Origin of the sequence: Selenomonas sp. oral taxon 149 str. 67H29BP (assembly GCF_000146365.1) — a bacterium.
Lineage (GTDB): Bacteria > Bacillota > Negativicutes > Selenomonadales > Selenomonadaceae > Centipeda > Centipeda felix.
This window is the reverse complement of sequence record NZ_GL397087.1, coordinates 2,437,469-2,456,840: the sequence shown is the minus strand read 5'-3', so window position 1 is coordinate 2,456,840 and position 19,372 is coordinate 2,437,469. Positions and strand designations below refer to the sequence as shown.

Below are 19,372 nucleotides of genomic sequence, written 5' to 3'. Positions count from 1 at the left end.
ATTACCTCACCAACCAGCTAATCAGACGCAGACCCATCAACAGGTGATAGCATAAAAAGAGGCCATCTTTCATCAGAGGAGGATGCCCTCCTCTGACTTCATTCGGTATTAGCATTCCTTTCGGAATGTTGTCCCCATCCTGTCGGCAGGTTGTCTACGTGTTACTCACCCGTTTGCCACTAAATTAAAAAATTACCATTCAACCCTTCGACTTGGTGTTGCACTTGTTGAACGCGTGGTGCCCGCTGCGCGGTCACGACGCTTGGCTCCCATCTCATCGGAGAGCTCAATGATAATTTTTTAATTTCGTTCGACTTGCATGTGTTAAGCACGCCGCCAGCGTTCGTCCTGAGCCAGGATCAAACTCTCCATAAAAGACCGTAGTCTATCTGAGAGCCTGTTGGCTCAAAATGTCATTCTTGTAAAAGAATTGTTGTTTCGTTGACCGAAGGATTGCTCCTTCACAACGATGTTGCATCTGGCTGTTAGAGTTTCCTCTAACTTGTTTTGCATTGTGTAGTTTTCAGGGTACATCCTGCGCCGCTCTAGTGCTGGGGCTTGCTTTCGCTCGCCCGCCGCTCTCATCGGCACGACTTCCATAATATAACACACGTCACAACTCCCGTCAACCCCTCTTTTTCGTTTTTTTGCTTTTCGTCAAAAAAGATATGTCTACACTTTTACACACTTATTCAGCCCAACGGATATCGCGAACGTGATGAGGACCGTCGGCAGTGTGTATCCAATGGGCAAATCAACATCCATAAGCATCCGATAGATGAGGAATCCAACCAACCACGCGAACATGTTTCGCCAATCACACGCCTTGTTCTGAGCATCCGTTTTCAGAACGAAGAACGCTCCGAGCAGAACAGCAACCATGGGGGCAAAAACAGATCCAATCATATACAAAAGCCCAGTAATGTCATCCATAGGAAAGAGAATTGCCGCCACTGTTCCAATTGTCGCCGCAAATACGGCCATCTTCTTCCCTTTTCCCTCACCGTCTTGTCCCATAGCTGTCCGCACAGCTTCCGCAGAAATCCCGGCGGAGAAGGCATCCAAGAATGCTGTGGTGACCGTGGAAAACACAATAATAAGGAGTCCCACCGTGCCAAGCCCTGCGCGAAGCATGATCTGGGCGATGTCACCGGTTCCCGCCAAAATTGCCGCGCCCATGCCAATCAAAAACATCCAGCTGCTTACGAGACCGTATACAAGCGTGCTGACAAGAGCTGCCCTGACCGGCTCTTCGGTGTCCTTTGTGTAATCGCCGACCACAGGCAGCCACGAAAGCGGCATGGAAACCGACAGTTCCAGTGCGGCTCCAAAGGAAATCATCTCGGACGAGAAAGGTGCTGTACCGGTCTCCTCCATAATAACAATGCACATGATTACCGTCAGGATGAAGAGTGCCGTCATCGTGATGGTATTCATCCGGCCAAAATTTCTGACTCCCACGACAATCCACAGTACAATCAGTGCGCCAATCACCACGCACCAGCCCCAGTTTCCTATCGGCCAGATGGCCGTGGCGGACAAAGCTCCGTCATAAATCATAATGCCTGTCCAGCCAACGAGCTGCAACACGTTCAGCATCGCAAAAAATGCGCCGCCATAGCGGCCATAGGCCATCTTCACCGCTTCCATAGCGCTTTTTCCACTTCTGGCACTGACCAGCCCAGTCAGGAAAAATAGGACACCACCAATCAGATGCCCCAGCACAATGGCCGTCATGCCTGCTTCCCATCCAAGTGGCGCCAGATACGTTCCTGTCAAAATTTCCGCAATAGAAACGCCCGCACCGAACCAGAGCAAGCCATGTCCAAACAAATTGCTCCTTTTTGCTTTCTCATTCATCCTTTACATCCCCTCTGCAAACCTGCCTTGCAAGTCAAATGCGTGATTCATGGGGCCAGAGCCCCTTCCGAGGTCAAGCATAGCTGCCAAGGCTCCGGAAACATATTCCTTTGCCCTGCCTACAGATTCATGCAAGTCAAAGCCCTTGGCGAGGTTTGCGGCAATAGCACTGGATAGTGTGCAGCCCGTACCGTGCGTGTTGTGTGTGTCGATTCTTTTTCCCTGAAACCACGTAACCGTCCCTCGCTCATAAAGGAGGTCGTTGGCATCATTGTGACTGTGCCCTCCCTTTACGAGAACACTGCAGCCAAAGGTCTTTGCTATGGATGCGGCAGCCTCACGCATATCCGCTTCCGTTGTGATCGCAAGTCCGCTAAGAACCTCTGCCTCCGGAATGTTCGGTGTAATCACCTCGGCAAGCGGAATCAAAAGATCCGTCAATGTCTCCACCGCCTTCTCCTCAATCAGTCTTGCCCCGCTGGTGGCAACCATGACCGGATCCAGCACGATGTGCTCCGCCGCATAACGGGTTAGGAGATCTGCGATGATGCGGATCAGCGCTCCATCGGATACCATGCCGATTTTCACCGCATCCGGCCGAATATCCGAAAAAACGGCATCCAGCTCCTGCCCCAGAAACTCCGGGGAAACATTCAAAATACTGCTCACACCGCATGTGTTCTGGGCGGTGAGTGCTGTCACGGCACTCATGCCAAACACACCATTCATCGTCATTGTTTTGAGGTCGGCCTGAATGCCGGCTCCCCCACTGGAATCACTTCCGGCGATGGTCAGTACAGTTTTCATCCCGTTTTCCTCCCTATCTTCCCTTTGCTTCTTTTACCTTGTGCAGCAGGCGCTGCGCTGCAAGGCGGATATCCTCCTTGGCAAAGATCGCTGAAATAACGGCGACGCCCGCAATACCACTGCCGGCAAGCTGCATGACGTTTTCATCGTTGATGCCGCCGATTGCGACAACGGGAACTGCTGTCGCTGAACATATTTCTTTCAGCGTTTCATAGTGAACAGCCTCGGCATCCTCCTTGGAGTTGGTAGGAAATACAGCCCCCACCCCCAAGTAATCGGCACCGCACTCTGCGGCAATCCGCGCCTCCTTTACCGTCTGTACCGAGACGCCAAGAATTTTGTCCTTCCCTATGCGTTGTCTGGCTGCACCTGCCTCCATATCGCTCTGTCCCACGTGGACGCCATCGACGCCGATTGCCATGGCCAGCTCCACATCATCATCAATCACAAATGGTACACGATAACGCCGGCAAAGCAAGCGAAGCGCCCGTGCTTCTTCCAGCAAGGAAGCGCGCGGCATTGTCCCTGCGCTTTTCTCACGCAGCTGAAGGAATGTCGCACCTCCTTGCAGCGCACGTTCTGCCGCATCATACAGTCTTCCCCCATGCAGCCAGCGACGATCGGTCACCGCGTACAGGAGAAGGTCTTCTTTCCTCACAAGCATTTCATTCATCTTCTTTCCTGTCGCCCCCGCTCGTTTCGCATGGAGCCTTCGTCTGCACTCGCTGCCGTATCATCGGATTTCGATCCTTTCTCCTCGATTCATACGCTCCGCTGTTATATGATAGAGCGCGTCGATGATCCGATTCCGATATGTGGCGTTTCCATCACCGTCTGTCATATACTCCATCGCAATCTCGCCGGCGAGTCCCATTGCAGCAACAGCGGCAGCCGCAGCCGCCAAAGCATGGCCGGGATTTGCCGCCAGAAAAGCAGTCATGACACCGGAGAGCTGACAACCCGTTCCCGTAATGCTGCTCATTTCTTTGCGCCCATTGCGGATGACATAGCATGCCTCTGCATCAGCGACCAAATCAATGGCACCGGTAATGGCGATAACACTCCCGCATGATTGCGCACACATCTTTGCAAACGCAATCATATCTACAAGATTCGCTTCAGTAACCGCATCCGCAGCATCTGCGTCCACTCCCTTTGTCGTCGTGCTGCCAAGACATAGTGCCTTGATCTCCGATATGTTGCCGCGAATTGCCGTAAAGTGCAGTTTCTCTATAAGGGCAGCCGCCATCTCAGTGCGCAGCTTCGATGCACCTGCGCCTACCGGATCCAAAAGCAGCGTATGACCCAGCTCCATGGCGCGTTTTCCGGCCAGATGCATCGCGCGGATGGACTGCTTGTGCAGTGTGCCGATATTGATGTTCAGCCCGTCACAAATTCGTGTGATATCGGCGGCTTCCTCCGGCTCATCCGACATGATGGGGCTTGCACCAACCGCCAGAATGGCATTCGCCACATCATTTGCGGTCACATAGTTGGTGATGTTATGCACGAGCGGTGCATTCTCTCTTACGTTGTCCAAATAGCTTTCCAGCATGACTGCTTCCTCCTGCTGCATCGTTTTTCCCAGCCCGTTCCGCCCGAATCACACACAAGCTGCCGGACATGGCTTATCTACACAAAAAGAGCGCCACCCAAAATGAAATGGATGACGCCCGAATGCGCTTAAAATAAAGGCCTATTTCCCTACGTTGGCATTATCCAAATCAGGTTATGGGTCAGGATCGAATCCACTCTCAGCCTTTCGGCTCCCCTTGTGCTTTTATTATACTTTTTCTTCCATGCTGTGTCAACTTAGGGAATCACTATACTATCCCTCATAGACAAAGTTCAATTCACTGCGCTCTGCGAGGAGCGGTGCGGCGGCATCCTTCTCCGAGAGGACGGTCGGTGTGAGCGGCCATGCGACACCGATTGCTGGGTCATCCCAGCGGATGTTGCCGTCACAGTCCGGTGCATAGAGATTGTCCGCCTTATACTGCACCTCCACATTGTCGGTCAGCGTGATAAATCCGTGGGCAAAGCCGCGCGGGATGAAGAGCTGGCGATAGTTCTCCGCAGAGAGCTCCACCCCCACCCACTGTGCATAGGTTGGGGAGCCGCGGCGGATGTCAACGGCAACGTCGAAGATCGCACCGCGCGAGGCGCGCAGGAGTTTCGCCTGCGCCATGGGATTCAGCTGATAGTGCAGGCCGCGCAGCGTCCCCTTCTGTGCCGAAAAGGAGTGATTGTCCTGTACGAATGCGACATGAATCCCCGCATCCTCCATTTTTTTTGCCGACCAGCTCTCCATAAACCAGCCGCGCGCGTCGCCGAATACCTGCGGCTCTATGATAACAACGCCGGGCAGTGCCGTTTCAATGACGTTCATGCTATCCCTCTACATTTCATCCACGATGCGTTTCAGATACACACCGTATTCGTTCTTTGCCAGTGGCTCTGCGAGACGGAGCACCTGCTCGGCATCAATATAACCCATGCGGTAGGCGATCTCCTCGATACAGGCGATCTTCAGTCCCTGACGCGCCTGGATGGTCTGGACGAATGCCGCCGCCGACAGGAGGGACTCATGCGTCCCCGTGTCCAGCCATGCATAGCCGCGCCGCAGCCGCTCCACACGGAGTTTTTTCGCCGTAAGATAGGCGATGTTCACATCGGTGATCTCGAGTTCCCCGCGTGCCGACGGGCGTACTGCGCGCGCAATGTCGACAATGTCATGGTCATAGAAGTAAAGTCCTGTCACAGCGTAGTTGGACTTCGGCTGCTTTGGTTTTTCCTCCAGCGAGAGTGCGCTGCCGTCCGCGTCAAAGGAGACGACGCCGTACCGCTCGGGATCGGACACGTAGTAGGCGAAAACGGTCGCGCCCGTGTCGTGCTGTACCACCTGCTGCAGCACCTGCGCAAAATCCGAGCCGTAGAAGATATTGTCCCCCAGCACGAGCGCACATCCCTCGCCGCCGATAAAGTCTGCACCGATGAGAAATGCCTGTGCCAGTCCGTCAGGACTCGGCTGTACAGCGTACGAGATGGCAATACCGAGCTGACTTCCGTCACCGAGGAGGCTCTGATAGAGCTCACTGTCGCTCGGCGTCGTGATGATGAGGATGTCCCGTATGCCTGCAAGCATGAGCGTGCTCAGCGGATAGTAGATCATCGGCTTGTCATAGATCGGCATGAGTTGCTTCGATACGACCTTCGTCAGCGGATAGAGACGCGTCCCCGAGCCGCCCGCCAGGATAATTCCCTTTCTGATCATTCCGTCACCTCTTCAAAAAGATTCATGATGCTCTAATTCGACAATGCAGGCAGATTTCCTTCATAAAAAAGGCATGCAGAAAGTGAATCCTTCTGCATGCCTTTGATCCGTGATATGAGATTTACCCCGCAAACATTTCCATAATATGCGCAACGAGAATGCCGAACGGTGTACCAATCACGTAGCCCATCAGCGCCATGAGGATGCCGACGGGAACGAGCGAGCCGGAGTAGGTGCCGGCAAGCACAGGTGCGGACGCCGTCCCGCCGATATTGGCGAGCGAGGCAACACATGCCGTGAACATATCGAGGCGGAAAAGCCGCGCGAGGAAGAACATGAGCACAAAATGAACGCCGAGGATGATGAACCCGGTCAAAATCCAATACGGCGCGTCGCCCAGTTCCAGCAAAGAGGCGCGCGATGCGAGGAGGGCAATCACGGAGTAGAGGAGAACATTCGAGATCTCTGCTGAGCCCGCCACACGTCCAAGCGGCGAAACAGCGCCGATCAGACCAAGCACTGTGATAAAGAGGATTGTCCACGTCGCCTTGTCAAAGAACGGCACAGCGGCATTGAGTATCTTTCCGACGTTCGCACCGACAGCCGAGACGACAAGAGCCGCACCAAGCAGGAGGATAATGCTCTGGAATGTGATCTTCCCCGTGTTCAGTTTTGCATCTTCCTCAAGGCTGCGCGAGACAGCATCGAGCTGTGTCGTGTCTGCCTTGTTCCAGACGTTGAATCGCGATGCGAGCGTGATCAGCCAGAGCAGGAACATGACCCAGATGGAGTAGTCGATAGAGTCCACCACGAGGGCATAGCCCATATCCGCCTCCGACACGCCGAGCGCCGCCTGCACCGCGACCATGTTGCCGGAACCTCCAAGCCATGAGCCGCAGAGCGCGCCGAGCGCCATCCACGAATCGGAGCCGATCAGCCCCTTCATCACGAGAAAGGCGACGATGAAACCGATCATGATTGTGAGTGATGCAGAGAAGAATCCGAGCAGCATCCGCGGGCCGAGCTTCAGTACCTTGCGGATATCGCAGCGCAGCAGCATGGTAAAGACCATCGCGTACGTCAGCGAGTTCTTCAGTGCGCCGTAGGCGGGCTTGGTCGCCGCCATATCCCATGTGCCGAAGGTGCAGAGCAGCATGGAAATGAGGTAGACGAGAACGACAGCGGGAAGATAGCGGAACAGCGCCCAGCCGGTCCCCTTCTCAAGCGTTACCAGCCCGCCTGCGAGGAGGATGAGCACGGCAACATAGGAAAATCCATCCGTAATCATGACAATACACTCCTTCGATGATATATAATTCCTTGAAGAATTATAGTCTCGATTATGTAATAAACCAATAAAGAGATACAATGGACTTCTTTCCTATAGTTCTCTTATTTATGAAAGAATTCTGTATACAAAAGGAGGATTCCCATGAAAATTACGAACGTCGAACTGGGCATGCTTTCTGTTCCCCTGCGTGTTCCGTTCAAAACAGCACGCCGCCGCGTGGACAGCGTCGAGGATGTCATCGTTCTCATCCATACCGATACGGGTGCAACGGGCTATGGCGAGGCACCGCCGACGGGCATCGTGACGGGTGACACGACGGGCGGCATCATCGACGCGATACGCACGCACCTTGCCCCGATGCTGATCGGACGGGATGTGAACGAGTTCGAGGATCTCATCCGTAATGTGCAGACCGCGCTCATCCACAATACCTCGGCAAAGGCCGCTGTCGATATGGCGCTCCACGATCTCTACGGTCAGCTCTGGAACATCCCCGTACACAAACTGCTCGGCGGAGCAAGGGACGGCATCGTGACCGACATCACGATCAGCGTCAATGCGCCCGAGGAGATGGCGCGCGACGCACGCGATGCCATCCGCCGCGGCTACGACACGCTCAAGATCAAAGTGGGAATTGATCCCTCGCTCGATGTCGCCCGTCTCGTCGCCGTCCGTGACGCGGTCGGCAAAGACGTACGCATCCGCATTGACGCCAATCAGGCATGGCGTCCGCGCGAAGCAGTACGCATCCTCGCCCAGATGGCCGAGAAAGGGCTCGATATTGAGCTGGTGGAGCAGCCCGTCGCCGCCGCCGACATTGACGGACTCGCCTACGTCACGCGCGAGAGCGACGTCCCCGTCCTCGCCGACGAGGCCGTCTTCTCCCCCTCCGATGCGCTGCGCATCATGCAGCTCCACGCCGCTGACATGGTCAACATCAAACTCATGAAATGCGGCGGGCTCTACCCCGCGCAGCAGATCATCGCTGCTGCAGAGATCTATGGCATGGAGTGTATGCTCGGCTGTATGCTCGAGGCAAAGATCTCCGTCAATGCCGCAGTGGCACTCGCCTGCGCCAAAAAAATCGTCACGCGCATTGACCTCGACGGTCCCGTGCTCTGCCGTGAGGATCCGATCGAGGGCGGTGCACAGTTCAACGAGAAGGACATCACTGCCTCTGCCGCACCGGGGCTTGGCATCAAGGGCGTTGCCGGACTGAAGATGCTGTAAGGAGACCGCATGAGTACATCGATCAATTTCGCCGTCGGTGAGCCATTCCCCCTGCCCATCCGTGCCGAAGCAGACGGCGGCATGTTTCAAGCGGATAAGAACGGCATGATGTTCCTGCTGCAGCTCTCGCGCACGGATGCCATTGCTGTGGAGGCATTTCGCACGGGCGAGATCGAGCTGGCGCTCACCGAGATGGACGGCATACTCTTTTTCCTCTATCGTATCGACGGCATCTTCAAGGATGGCTGGGGCGACGCACCGCTTTCCCTCGCCCTCGTCAAAGAGGAACTGATGCCGGACGAGGAGAGCCTCGCCGATCCGACCCTTCATCTCTATCTCGTCGATACGAAGCTCAAGCTGCTCCTCGCACAGCGGACGGCGCGTGTGCCCGAAGCGTTCGCGGACATCATCCGACAAAACGTACGCGCACAAAAAAGTGCACCGCTCTCGATGCTTGCCTTCCAAAAGAAAGTCGCTGCCGTATGGGCGAAGAAGTCCCCCGCGGATCTTCGTGCCGCAGCATCGGCGTCGCATACGCTGCCAATGACACTGGGCGGTACTGTTCACTAGAGAATCGCTGATAGATACTCTTTTCATTCGTTCGTGGGACTGCTCTATCCATAGCTAAAAAATCCCCCTTTTGCCGCAGATAATACGGCAAAAGGAGGATTTTTTGTTATCATTTCAAAAGCTCTGCAACGATGCGGGCGACCAGCGGTGTGCGCGAAAATGGCGTGATGATGTAGTAACCGTCAATATACGGCTCAATGTCATGGGCAATCTCCAGCGAAAGCCTGACAGCGAGTTCCTCCGCCGCCTCCCGATCGAGCCCGTGATACGCATTGATGATGCGCTCCTCGACGTGAATGCCCGCAATCTCGCTTGCCATAAACCGTGCGTTGCGTTCGCTGACCACGGGCATCAGTCCGCCCATAATCAGGGCATCTCCCAGCTCCTCACGCGCCGTGCACAGGTTCTCCTTCGCGCGTTCGCTCAGCACGGGCTGGGTAAAGAATCCCGTCATCCCCGCTTCCAGCTTTTTCTTGGCAAGTCCAATCTGCGAGGGAAAATGTTTCGCATTGATGTTGAGTGCACCGAACACATGAAACGGCAGAACGTCGCCATGCTCACCGAGGCTCTTGATGAATGCGGACAGCTTGCGCGAGTTGAACTGATAGACACTCTTTACCTCATCGCGTTCCGCCGTCGGAATTGGGTCGCCGGTAATGGCAATCATATTGTGAATGCCCTCGGCGCTGAGCCCGAGCAGAATCGACTTAATCGCGTTGAGGTTGCGGTCGCGGCAGGTCATGTGCGGAATCGGCTCGATCCCGAGCTCACGATGGACACGCGACGCAAGCATCGCCGCATCCATACGCGCCCGCGCGACGGGGTTATCCGCAATCGTAATGGCATCGACGCCCGCCTCGCGCAGCTCACGCGCCCCACGGAGAAATTTCTCCGCGTGACCGGTCTCAGGTGGGTCAAGCTCTACAGCAATGACTTTCCTGCCATCCCGTAGGGCTGCGAAAAAGGGGCTCTCCGCCTGTATGACAGGCTCCTGCTCAGCGGCTGCCTGCACATCAGCAGTCACTGTGCCCTGCGTCCCGAGAGCTGTGCAGAGAGCGCGAATATGCGCCGGTGTCGTGCCGCAGCAGCCGCCGAGGATGGAGACACCGTCCTGCACGAGTGCCGCCAGTGTCTCAGCAAAATACTCCGGTGCACTCTCATAGAAGGTGCGCCCATCGACGACCATCGGATGTCCCGCGTTCGGCATCAGCGCGAGCGGCAGCGACACCGACTTGAGATGATGCAGCAATTCCTTCATCTGACGTACGCCGTTCACACAGTTGAAGCCGACAGCATCAACCTGTCCGCTCTCTGCCACGGCGCGGACGAGATCCTCCGCAAAGAAGCCGTCGCGCGTATAGCCCCCCGGAAGTGCCGTAAAGGAAATCTGCACAAAGGCATGAGGGCATGCCGCCTTGATATAGGCGGCCGTCTCCGTCAATCCCTCAGCCGAGGAATTCGTCTCAAAGAGGAAATGCGTGGCGCCGCAGGAAAGGAATGTATCCGCCAGAAAGCGATACTCTGCAGCAATGTCACGCGGCGGCAGTCCGATCACCGGACCGATGTCAGCAAAGACGTATGCGTCAAATGGCTCTGCCGCGCGAGCGGCGAGCGCCCAGCCAGCACGGATGATCTGCGCAACGAGTTCGTCATCGCCTTGGTAGACAATGCGGTTTGCAGCAAATGTATTCGTCTTGATCGCTTGCGCGCCGGCGTGCAGGTACTCTGCATGAATTCCTGCAACCACGTCGGGTGATTGGAGGTTGGCAAGCTCTACGCCCTTGCCGCGCGTATTGGTTTTCTGTGCGTAGTACGTGCCCATACCGCCGTCAAAGACGAGCGGCTCATGCTTTAGATGTTCGCGTATATCCGCCATCCTGTCCCTCCCTCAGCCGAGAACACTGCGTGCGATTTCGACAGCACTGCGCGCATCAGCGGCATAGTAGTCTGCGCCGATCTCGCGCGCATAGTCCTCCGTCAGGACAGCACCGCCAACCACCGTCTGACACTCATGGCCTGCCTCGTGCAGCGCGTCAATCGTCCGCTTCATCGCCGTGACGGTCGTCGTCATCAGCGCAGAGAGACCGATCAGTCCGACCTTCTTCTCGATGGCGACTTCGACCACGCGCTGTACGGGTACATCGCGTCCGAGATCGATGATCTGATAGCCGTAGTTCTCGAGGACGACCTTGACGATGTTCTTGCCGATGTCGTGGATGTCGCCCTCGACGGTCGCGAGGATGACCTTCCCCTTTGAGATTCCCTGTCCATTTTCGGCCAGCTTTGCCTTGATGAGTTCAAGTGCCGACGTCGCTGCATTTGCCGCATTGATCAGCTGCGGCAGGAAGATGATCTCCTTTTCATAGCGGTCGCCGACAATATCGAGCGCAGGAATGACTTTATTCTGGATGATGTCCATTGGAGCCGTGTTCGCCAGCAGCCGACGCGCAATCTGCTCTGCATCATCGCTGAGACCACGCATGATGGCATCCATCAGCGGATCGATTTCTGCATCCCCCTCCGCAGTAGGTGTATCCGACTTCACGTCTGCCGCAGCGTCCGTAATACCGAGCTCCTTACGGCGGCGAATCTCTGCCTGCTCGGCAGCAAACCGCTCAATATAGGCGGCACAGTCCGCATCCTCTCCGCTGACGGCACGGAAGGAGACAACGGCGTCCATGACCTCCTTCGTGTTCGGATTGATGATCGGGAAATCCAGACCGACGTGCATCGCCTGAATGAGGAAGTTCACCGTCATGTGCACGCGTGCGGGAAGACCAAACGAAATATTGCTGACCCCGAGTGCACAGTGCAGTCCCAGGCGCTCATGCACCTCACGCACGGCGCGCAGTGTCTCCATCGCCTGCTCCTGCTGTGCCGAGATGGTCAGCGTCAGACAGTCGATCACGATATCCTCGCGGTCGAGCCCATAGGTCTCCGCCTCTGCCACAATGCGCTCGGCAATAGCCACGCGCTGTGCTGCTGTTTCGGGCAGACCGCTCTCATCCATCGCGAGCCCGAGCACTGCCGCCCCATAGTGTTTCGCAAGCGGGAAGATCGCGTCCATGCGTGCGCGCTCCCCACTGACCGAGTTGATGATGGCGCGCCCGTTCGTCACGCGCAGTGCCGCCTCGATCACTGTCGGATTCGCCGAGTCGATCTGCAGCGGCAGATCAACGACGCTCTGGACGGCCTTGACTACCTGCGGGATGATCGCAGCCTCATCGACGCCCTGCGCACCGACATTGATGTCGAGCACCTGCGCGCCCGCCTCCTGCTGTGCAATGGCGAGTTTCTTGATGTAGCCCATATCCTCCTCAAGAAGCGCCTGCTGCAGCCGCTTCTTGCCCGTCGGATTGATGCGCTCTCCAATGACATTGACCTTGCCATACTCTGCGACGCGTCCGGGCGAAGCGAGCCCCTTGCGTTTCTTCCGTGCGGGACGGTCTGCTGCCCCGCCCGCCACCGTCTCTGCAAGGCAGCGGATAAAGTCAGGATTGGTGCCGCAGCAGCCGCCGAGAATGAGTGCCCCGCTTTGGGCAAAGTGCAGCATCTCCGCCCCGAACATCTCCGCCGTCATCTCGTACGCGCCCGTGCGCGGGTCGGGGAGACCTGCATTCGGTTTGACAATGATCGGCAAGTCCGTCCACTCCATCATCTCTGCGACGATGGGGCGAAGCTCTGCAGGACCGAGCGAGCAGTTGACACCGAGTGCAGCGATGCCGAGCGCATCCAGCGTCACGGCCACGGAGGACACCGCGGCACCGAGGAAGGTGCGCCCATTCTGCTCGAATGTCATCGTCACCCAGATCGGCAGCTTGGTATGTTCCTTCGCTGCGAGCACCGCTGCCTTGACCTCGTAGAGATCCGTCAGCGTCTCAAAGACGACGAGGTCGGCACCTGCCGCCGCGCCTGCCGTGACCATCTCGCGAAAGAGTTCATACGCCTCCTCAAAGGAGAGTGTTCCCAGCGGTTCAACAAGTTCACCGATCGGACCGACATCGAGGGCAACGCGTACACCTTCTACGCCGGAATGCTCCGCCGCACGCCGTGCCGTCGCGACATTTGCCGCGATCACCTCGGCAACGCTCTTCCCCGTACCAATCAGCTTATGTCCATTGGCACCGAACGTATTGCTGTAGATCACTCGGCTGCCCGCCGCAATATAGTTGCAGTGCACCTCCTCAACCACATCGGGATGCTCCATCCCGAAGAGCTCGGGGCGCTCCCCCGGGGCAAGGCCGCGCGCCTGCAGCTCCGTGCCCATACCTCCGTCCAAAATAATAATATCGTTCATTTTTCTATTTACTCCCATCTATTTCCCCGTCTTTGCCCCTTCGCGGCACCTGCGCCCCGCCTTACGGAACGGGCAGGTGCGGAACATGAGACAGTGCTCACAGTCCGGCGGGCGATGCGGCTGCGGTGTGCGCGCAATCCCCATGATCGCCGTCACGGATTTGCGCGGCACCATGATCGTCGTTGGCGTCAGTGATACGCCGATGCGCCGTGTCATATCGAGCAGTGAAAAGAACTTCGGCTGCTCCGTGATCGGCAGATCGCCGTAGCCGGGGCTGAAGCGATCCGTCAGATAGCGCCCCTCTGCCTCTACAACCGCGCGCATATCCGCCTCAAAATTGTTGCAGATATTCTCGATCGCCGTGCTCGCACACGCATCCATGATGACGGCATCCGCTGCATTCGTCACCTCGCTGCGCATCATCAGCCGCTCTACACCGGGACCGAGCGTCGCTCCAAAGAGCACTGCCTCCTCGCACGGCGCGAGCATCTGCGGAATATCCTTGCCAGCAAAGGAAACGCCGAGCACCGCACCATCCTCGATGGGGAGCTGTCGATAGGTCAGGCGCGGCGTCGACGCCGCCAGCACCTCATCACTGCAGCGATGAATCTGCGCCGCAATCTCCTCCGTCAGCTCCTGCCCGCGAAAGCCGAGATATTTCAAAATTTCATTGTCATTCAGCGCGGTAAACCGCGGTTCAATCATCGTCGCTCCCATTCTCTTCCGTCACCACTCCCTGCTATCAATGATTCACGCGTCGTCAAGTGTCCCCGATTATACCACATCCATCATATCCGTACAATGACATGGATTCCTTTCTTCTAATAGTATATATTTCTATAATATTATTTTATTTTGATTTGTAAGTGACAAATTGACGTGGCAAGGGTTTCCCTGTCCGCAGCACTTGGCAAGGAACCATCAAAAAAGCTCTATGGCAGTCCCATGTATTTTGTGTTATAATACTGCCTTATCACCGTACCCATAATTTCTCAAGGAGGAAATGGAATGATAAAAGAGGCGATCAAGAAAATTGTCGATAAGCAGGATCTGACCTACGACGAAGCATATACGGTCATGAACGAGATCATGTCGGGCGAGACCTCTGCGGTCGAAAACGCCGCCTACCTCGCTGCGCTCTCCACGAAGAGCAGCGGCATGGAGACGATTGACGAGATCTCGGGATCGGCGGCGGCAATGCGTGAACACGCACAGCCCGTCACGCACGAGATGAATGTCATCGACATCGTCGGCACGGGCGGAGACCACTCGGGCAGTATTAACGTGTCCACCACCGCCTCGTTTCTCGCAGCGGCGGCAGGGCTCAAGGTCTGCAAGCACGGCAACCGTGCCGCGTCCTCGAAGAGCGGTACGGCGGACTGTCTAGAGGCACTCGGGGTCAACATCGACCAGCCGCCCGAGAAGGTGCGTGAGGAACTGGGGGGCATCGGGCTCGCCTTTCTCTTTGCCCAGCGTTATCATCAGTCGATGAAGCACGTCGGTGCGATCCGCCGTGAGCTCGGCATCCGTACGGTATTCAACATTCTGGGCCCGCTGACGAATCCCGCCCGACCCGCATACATGCTGCTCGGTGTCTACGGAGAGCATCTCCTCCGCCCGCTCGCACGTGTGCTGCCGGGACTCGGCGTCAAGCGCGCACTCATTGTCCACGGAACAGACGGGATGGATGAGATCTCCGTCGGTGCACCGACCAAGGTGTATGAGATTGAGAATGCAGCAGAGCGTGCCTATGAGATCCGTCCCGAAGATTTTGGCATCACGCCTGCGTCAAAAGAAGCGATCCGCGGCGGCACACCTGCCGAGAATGCTGCCGTGACGCGCGGGATTCTTGCGGGAGAGATCACCGATGCACGGGCGGATATCTGCCTGATGAACGCGGGGGCTGCGATCTATATCGGGGGAAAAGCAGACTCGATTGCGGAGGGCATCGATACAGCACGCCGCGTCATTGCCGACGGCAGTGCTCTGCAGAAGCTGGAGGACTTTATTCGCATCTCTCAGTGATGCACAGGGGAAATGGAAGGACTTGAAGTAAATGAACGCACTTGAACAACTCAGTAATTTTGTCTCACGCTACATGGCGGTCTTTGTTGTCGTCATCGCAGGCATTGCTCTCTTTCAGCCGTGGACGTTCCTCTGGAGCGTTCCATGGATCACCATCCTGCTCGGCATCGTCATGTTCGGTATGGGAATGACGCTGCGGTTTGCCGACTTTAAGCTTGTTCTGCAGCGTCCGCGCGACGTCTTTATTGGAACGGTTGCCCAGTTCGGCATCATGCCCTTCCTTGCATGGGTCTTGGCACAGGCATTCTCCCTTCCGCCGGAGCTTGCCGCCGGCGTCATTCTCGTCGGCACCTGCCCCGGCGGAACGTCCTCGAACGTCATGACCTACCTCGCGCGCGGTGATGTCGCTCTTTCCGTCAGCATGACCATGGCGTCCACCATCCTCGCACCGATCATGACGCCGCTCCTCACACTCTGGCTCGCAGGACAGTGGATCGACATTCCTGCGGGAAAGATGATGATCTCCATCGCACAGGTCGTCATTGCCCCGATTCTCCTCGGTCTCGTCATCAACCACTTCTTTGAGCGTCCCGTCCAAAAGGCAGTCAAGGTTCTCCCGCTCATCTCCGTGACCGCGATTGTTCTCATTGTCGGCGGTGTTGTATCGGCGAACGCGAGCCGCATCATCGAGACAGGTGCTCTCATCATGGTCGTCGTTATGTGCCACAACCTTTTTGGTTATGCTCTCGGCTTCCTCGTTGCAAAGGCACTCCACATGGATATGGCAAAGGTCAAGGCGGTTTCCATCGAGGTGGGAATGCAGAATTCGGGACTTGCGACCTCTCTCGCTCTGCTCCACTTTGGTGCGGCAGCCGCAATCCCGGGCGCGCTCTTCAGCGTTTGGCATAACATTTCGGGATCGCTTGCCGCAAACTACTTGTCCAGTCGTATGAAAAAAACCGTCTGACACAAATTTCATTCAAAAACTCCTCTAAAATCTTTTAGGACTTTTGGAGGAGTTTTTTAATTTGCATCGAATTATACCCAGAAGAAACGCCTTGCTTCGACAAGATAGGGCGTCAGCTGTTGTCATGCCCATTGGGCACATCATTAAAAGAGGTGTCTGAATGAAATTAAAGTCAAAGATGCTCCTGTGGATCGGAACCCCGCTCATCATCATATTTTTGGCGATGGCGGGCTTTACCTACTGGGAGGCAAGCGCGATGATCGAGCAGGCGACCGAACGTGAAATGCGCGCGCTCTCTGCCTATCACGCCGAGGAAATCAGTCGCATGGTCGAGGAGCCGAAGGGCATTCTCGATGGATTGGGACAAGTATGGACAACGAAACTGCCGTCTGACGAAGCCTTTATGGAGACCGCCGCGAATTTTGGTGCACGCTCTGATATTGACGGCATCTATCTTGCGTCTGTCGGTCACGATTTTCTCTACGGCAATGAGCAAATTGTTCCGCAGGCGGAATTCGACCCGACATCGCGCAGCTGGTACAAGCTCGCAAAACAAAATGCCGGCGTACAGATTTCGGATGTCTACATCAATAAATTCCACAACACCAAGGTTGTCGCACTCAGCCGCGAACTCCGCGCAAGCGACGGAGGAGAAGCCGTTCTCGGCATGGACATTCCGTTTGCGGACATTGAAAAAACAGTTCTCTCCTTAAAGGTCGGTGAACACGGCGGTGCGTTCCTGCTGGATGCTGCCGGTCGTTTCATCGCACATCCGGTGCTAACGATGGAAGACAACGTGCATGCACAGGGTGAGGAAGACGCGCGCCGCCTGCTCTCAAAGGAGCCTATTTTCTTCACCAATACATGGCAAGGCATCGAGAACTACTATGTCGTTCACCCTGTCGGCAACACGGGATGGTCGCTCGTTCTCTTCGTTCCAAAGGACGAAGTGTTGGGCGATGTGAACACCCTCAAATGGGCTATGCTGACCGTAGCACTCGTCTCTCTCCTCCTCCTTGGCGGTTTGCTCTACAAGATCGCTTACTCGATTGCTGGACCGCTGGAGAATATGGCAGATGCGGCACAGGAGGTGGCAAAGGGCAATCTCGCCATCGTCCCGCCCCAGATGGATCGCGACGATGAGATCGGACAGCTCCACAACTCCCTGCTCACGATGGTCAAGAATCTGCGTGAACTGATTCAGAAAACGGCGCAGACCTCCGAACAGCTCGCCGCCTCCTCTGAGGAGCTGACTGCCTCGGCAGACCAGTCGGCACAGGGCGCACAGAGTGCGGCCGAAGCGATCGTAAAAATCACGGGCAGCACCATCGAGCAGAATGAGGTTGTCGATCAGTCCTTTAAGACAGTAGACGGCATCACTCACGCGATCAACGAGATCACAACAGGAATCTCGGATGTCTCTGCCGCAACCCATCGCGCTGAAACAGCAACCGTTGAGGGACAGCAGGGACTCGGTGTCGCCGTCAAGGGGATGGATGTGCTCAATCAGAGTGCACAGGATGTCTCCGATGCCGTCACTGCACTCTACGAAAGTTCCAAGCGCATCTCCGAGATCGTCGAGATGATCACCGAAATCGCCGGACAAACAAACCTGCTCGCTCTCAATGCCGCCATCGAAGCGGCACGCGCAGGCGAACAGGGACGCGGCTTTGCCGTCGTCGCCGAGGAGGTGCGCAAGCTCGCTGAGCAGTCCGAGACAGCAGCGCAGGAGATCACAGAGCTCATCACCGAGAACGCAAGCCGCATTGAGGACACGTTCAAGGTCATGCAGGAGCAGAGAGAACACGTCGGCGAAGGCGTCAAGCATGTCAATCAGGCAGGCGAACAGTTCGACCGCATCGCGGGGGTTGTGAGCGAGCTCACCGAAAAGGTGGATGCAATCCTGAAGAGTACCGAGGGAATCAAAGTGGGCAGCGAGCACATGATGAGCTCGGTCGAAGCTGTTCAGAAGGTCTCGAATGCTGTCCACACGGAAGCAGAGAATGTCTCTGCCGTCTCTGAAGAGCAGGCAGCCTCCATGCAGGAAATTGCGGCATCCAGCCAGACGCTGGCACAGCTTGCACAGGATCTGCAGCGAATTGTCGGAGGTTTTAAGCTCTAAGGCCATCAGAATACACTTCAGGAGCTGTTGTACGATACAATGCAGTATTTCGTACAACAGCCCCTTCTTTGTCCTCCTGCCGCGCCGGCACGATACATTCCCACACGAAAGGGGCTGCCCGGAAATGGGGCAGCCCCTTCTATGTTCCGATCCCTTTGGGGGTATCGGATTAATGGTTGAACATATTGCGCAGTGCCTGCTTGTTGACCTCGCGGTTCAGCTGGGCAAGATGCTGCGTAAGCTTGATGCTCTTTGGGCAGACGCGCTCGCAGTTCTGGCTGTTGCCGCAGCTCGTGATGCCGCCCTTTTCCATCAACGCGTTGAGGCGCTTCGGTGCATCGAACTTTCCAAGCGGGTGCATATTGAAGAGGAGCGTCTGCGCCGTCGGCGCAGGTCCAATAAAGTCGGACTGCGGTCCAACATTTGGGCACGCCTCGAGGCAGCAGCCGCAGGTCATGCAGTGCGACAGCTCATAGCAGGTCTCAGCCGTGTATGGATTCTGAATTGGAGCGTCCTTGACATCCCACGTACCATCAACCTCGATCCAGCCATGAATGCGTTTGAGGCTCTCGAACATAACCGAGCGGTCAATGAGAAGATCACGAATGACTGGGAACGTACGCGCCGGCTGAACACGGATTGGCTGCGTAAGGTTGTCGATCAGGGCACAGCACGCCTGCTGTGCACGGCCATTGATGACCATCATGCACGCACCGCAAACCTTCTCCAAGCAGTTGCATTCCCAAACAGGGGGCGGAACACGCTTGCCGTCAACCGTCACAGGATTCTTCTGGATCTCCATAAGAGATGCAACAACATTGAGACCGGGACGATAGTCAACTTCGAACTCCTGCGTATACGGGCTCTCATTCGGTCCATCCTGACGCTCGATGATAAAACGAACTTTTTTCTGTTCTGCCATGACTTCT

General features: G+C 56.2%; 16 protein-coding genes, 1 rRNA gene and 1 riboswitch. Of the genes, 5 read left to right on the top strand and 12 right to left on the bottom strand.

Going from position 1 to position 19,372, the window contains the following annotated elements; translation table 11 throughout:
- The 8 genes from HMPREF9166_RS11570 to HMPREF9166_RS11530 form a co-directional block, all read right to left on the bottom strand.
- A 16S ribosomal RNA gene (locus tag HMPREF9166_RS11570) occupies positions 1 to 375 on the bottom strand; the annotation flags it as partial.
- Positions 376 to 672: 297 nt separating this feature from the next.
- The gene (gene cytX / locus HMPREF9166_RS11560; RefSeq protein ID WP_009754198.1) at positions 673 to 1,860 is read right to left on the bottom strand and encodes a putative hydroxymethylpyrimidine transporter CytX; all 1,188 of its coding nucleotides are present in this window, start codon (positions 1,858 to 1,860) and stop codon (positions 673 to 675) included.
- A 3-nt stretch (positions 1,861 to 1,863) separates the two neighbouring features.
- Positions 1,864 to 2,667 carry a bifunctional hydroxymethylpyrimidine kinase/phosphomethylpyrimidine kinase gene (thiD, locus tag HMPREF9166_RS11555; RefSeq protein WP_009754197.1) on the bottom strand — a complete coding sequence of 268 codons (804 nt, stop codon included), beginning with the start codon at positions 2,665 to 2,667 and terminating at the stop codon, positions 1,864 to 1,866.
- Positions 2,668 to 2,680: 13 nt separating this feature from the next.
- Positions 2,681 to 3,340: a thiamine phosphate synthase gene (thiE, locus tag HMPREF9166_RS11550; RefSeq protein ID WP_009754196.1), complete on the bottom strand. Its 660-nt coding sequence runs from the start codon at positions 3,338 to 3,340 to the stop codon at positions 2,681 to 2,683.
- A 60-nt stretch (positions 3,341 to 3,400) separates the two neighbouring features.
- Positions 3,401 to 4,222, bottom strand: a complete 822-nt coding sequence (gene thiM / locus HMPREF9166_RS11545) for a hydroxyethylthiazole kinase (RefSeq protein WP_039981469.1) — start codon at positions 4,220 to 4,222, stop codon at positions 3,401 to 3,403.
- Positions 4,223 to 4,349: 127 nt separating this feature from the next.
- Positions 4,350 to 4,450, bottom strand: a riboswitch (TPP riboswitch).
- A gap of 45 nt (positions 4,451 to 4,495) precedes the next feature.
- Positions 4,496 to 5,056 carry a dTDP-4-dehydrorhamnose 3,5-epimerase gene (gene rfbC, locus HMPREF9166_RS11540; protein WP_009754194.1) on the bottom strand — a complete coding sequence of 187 codons (561 nt, stop codon included), beginning with the start codon at positions 5,054 to 5,056 and terminating at the stop codon, positions 4,496 to 4,498.
- A 9-nt stretch (positions 5,057 to 5,065) separates the two neighbouring features.
- Positions 5,066 to 5,941, bottom strand: coding sequence for a glucose-1-phosphate thymidylyltransferase RfbA (gene rfbA / locus HMPREF9166_RS11535; RefSeq protein ID WP_006690878.1), 876 nt, complete (start codon positions 5,939 to 5,941; stop codon positions 5,066 to 5,068).
- A 121-nt stretch (positions 5,942 to 6,062) separates the two neighbouring features.
- On the bottom strand, positions 6,063 to 7,229 hold the full coding sequence (locus HMPREF9166_RS11530) for a DUF819 domain-containing protein (RefSeq protein WP_039981467.1): 1,167 nt from the start codon (positions 7,227 to 7,229) through the stop codon (positions 6,063 to 6,065).
- Between the two features lie 144 nt (positions 7,230 to 7,373).
- Between HMPREF9166_RS11530 and HMPREF9166_RS11525 the strand changes: the two genes are divergently transcribed.
- Both HMPREF9166_RS11525 and HMPREF9166_RS11520 read left to right on the top strand, forming a co-directional pair.
- Entirely contained in the window at positions 7,374 to 8,462 is a 1,089-nt protein-coding gene (locus tag HMPREF9166_RS11525) for a dipeptide epimerase (protein WP_009754192.1), read from the top strand.
- A gap of 9 nt (positions 8,463 to 8,471) precedes the next feature.
- Complete coding sequence (locus tag HMPREF9166_RS11520) at positions 8,472 to 9,032, top strand: hypothetical protein (RefSeq protein ID WP_009754191.1); 561 nt, start codon at positions 8,472 to 8,474, stop codon at positions 9,030 to 9,032.
- A 109-nt stretch (positions 9,033 to 9,141) separates the two neighbouring features.
- Here HMPREF9166_RS11520 and HMPREF9166_RS11515 read toward each other — a convergent pair whose 3' ends face one another.
- From HMPREF9166_RS11515 to HMPREF9166_RS11505, 3 genes are read right to left on the bottom strand one after another with little or no spacing between them, the layout of a single operon-like run.
- On the bottom strand, positions 9,142 to 10,908 hold the full coding sequence (locus tag HMPREF9166_RS11515) for a bifunctional homocysteine S-methyltransferase/methylenetetrahydrofolate reductase (RefSeq protein ID WP_009754190.1): 1,767 nt from the start codon (positions 10,906 to 10,908) through the stop codon (positions 9,142 to 9,144).
- 12 nt (positions 10,909 to 10,920) lie between these two features.
- Entirely contained in the window at positions 10,921 to 13,329 is a 2,409-nt protein-coding gene (locus HMPREF9166_RS11510; protein WP_039981466.1) for a homocysteine S-methyltransferase family protein, read from the bottom strand.
- Positions 13,330 to 13,347: 18 nt separating this feature from the next.
- The gene (locus tag HMPREF9166_RS11505; protein WP_039981753.1) at positions 13,348 to 14,034 is read right to left on the bottom strand and encodes a vitamin B12 dependent-methionine synthase activation domain-containing protein; all 687 of its coding nucleotides are present in this window, start codon (positions 14,032 to 14,034) and stop codon (positions 13,348 to 13,350) included.
- 303 nt (positions 14,035 to 14,337) lie between these two features.
- Between HMPREF9166_RS11505 and trpD the strand changes: the two genes are divergently transcribed.
- From trpD to HMPREF9166_RS11490, 3 genes are all read left to right on the top strand, one after another.
- Positions 14,338 to 15,354 carry an anthranilate phosphoribosyltransferase gene (gene trpD / locus HMPREF9166_RS11500; RefSeq protein ID WP_009754187.1) on the top strand — a complete coding sequence of 339 codons (1,017 nt, stop codon included), beginning with the start codon at positions 14,338 to 14,340 and terminating at the stop codon, positions 15,352 to 15,354.
- 31 nt (positions 15,355 to 15,385) lie between these two features.
- Positions 15,386 to 16,321, top strand: a complete 936-nt coding sequence (locus HMPREF9166_RS11495; protein ID WP_009754186.1) for a bile acid:sodium symporter family protein — start codon at positions 15,386 to 15,388, stop codon at positions 16,319 to 16,321.
- 160 nt (positions 16,322 to 16,481) lie between these two features.
- Entirely contained in the window at positions 16,482 to 18,443 is a 1,962-nt protein-coding gene (locus tag HMPREF9166_RS11490) for a methyl-accepting chemotaxis protein (protein WP_009754185.1), read from the top strand.
- 169 nt (positions 18,444 to 18,612) lie between these two features.
- Here the strand turns inward: HMPREF9166_RS11490 and sdhB are convergent, their stop codons facing one another.
- Entirely contained in the window at positions 18,613 to 19,365 is a 753-nt protein-coding gene (gene sdhB / locus HMPREF9166_RS11485) for a succinate dehydrogenase iron-sulfur subunit (protein WP_006690888.1), read from the bottom strand.
- Between the last annotated feature and the right edge of the window lie 7 nt (positions 19,366 to 19,372).